The sequence below is a fragment of the Halohasta sp. A2 genome (assembly GCF_056175805.1).
The window spans coordinates 1-1,161 of sequence record NZ_JAQFWV010000162.1 but is presented as its reverse complement, the minus strand read 5'-3'; the positions used below and the strand labels follow the sequence as shown (position 1 = coordinate 1,161).

Annotated in this window: 1 protein-coding gene; it reads left to right on the top strand. The window is 51.7% G+C overall.

From position 1 onward, the window contains the following. Positions 1-48 precede the first annotated feature (48 nt). Positions 49-1,155, top strand: a complete 1,107-nt coding sequence (locus tag O2S87_RS18580) for an IS630 family transposase (protein ID WP_475410207.1) — start codon at positions 49-51, stop codon at positions 1,153-1,155. Positions 1,156-1,161: the final 6 nt, after the last annotated feature.

Genomic DNA, 1,161 nt, shown 5'->3' with positions numbered 1-1,161 from the left:
TAGTACCTCAGGGAAGCTATTGTGTAGCTGGAGCTAATTGAACGTAGTATGGTTGGCCGTGAGAAAGAAGTCGTGAAGCATCTCAGCAGGGAAGATTTAGATCGACTTCAGGCTGAGACTGACAACCTCAAAACCTACAAGCGGCTCACCTTCCTCAAACATCTCTACGACGGTGAAGCGTTAGCTGAGGCAGCTGACAAGGTTGGCATGTCAGAAGGAACAGCCAGTAACTGGGTACGTCGGTGGAACCAAGGAGGTCTTGGGAAACTCACACCGAACTTCGGGGGCGGCAGGCCCCCGAAGCTCGATAAAGCCGAACAACAACAACTCATTGAACGCCTCCGTGAGGGACAGCCCTGGAAGAAACAAGAGATTCAGCATCTTCTCGATGAAGAGTTCGATGTCGAGTATCACCCGAACTATCTCCCGACGTTCCTTGACAAACTTGGCCTCCACTACGCTATCCCTCGCACAAGACGTCCAGATCGACCGGACAACGCCGAGGAGATCCTCGACGAACGCGTCGAGTACGCGTTCGACGAGGACGCACATGACCAACCCCACAACAAGCGAGAAGACGATACCGATGATGAAGACTGGGAGACCGATGAGGATATTTGCACCGACGGCGGGACTGTCATCGGGTTTTTCGATATTTCCCACCCCCAACCATGGGACAATTCTCAACGGCTGTACACCGTTGATGATCCACACATCACCCGGCCGCTGGTGAAAATTGACACACCAGCGGCCGGGTTCTACGCACTCAACGGTGAGAGTGTTCTATCGTTTCCGCCGAATCAAGAGAAAGAGAAGATTTGCGGATGCTTCGAAAAGGTCCGCGAGCAGAATCCCGGTAAGCGGATTCTGCTCGTGTTGGATAACTTCTCGTCGCACGTGTGCAAGCACACTCGAAAGCGTGCACACGAACTTGGCATTGATCTGGTGTTTCTTCCGGTTGGATCACCGGATTTGAACCCTATCGAACCGGTTTGGAAAAGTCTCAAATGGGAGTCTTCGCCGTTGATTGTTGACGGCGAAGACGAGTACCGAACGCTTCTTGATGGGCTGTTCAATCAACTGACGGAAAAGCTGAGTTTTGCCTCATCTTGGATTGATAATCACCTCGGTGGATTCCTCAATAAGATTCGCTAATTACTA

Bases quoted from the DNA above. Each gene is read 5' to 3' on its own strand.
- O2S87_RS18580 (WP_475410207.1), top strand. From the start codon at position 49: ATGGTTGGCCGTGAGAAAGAAGTCGTGAAGCATCTCAGCAGGGAAGAT.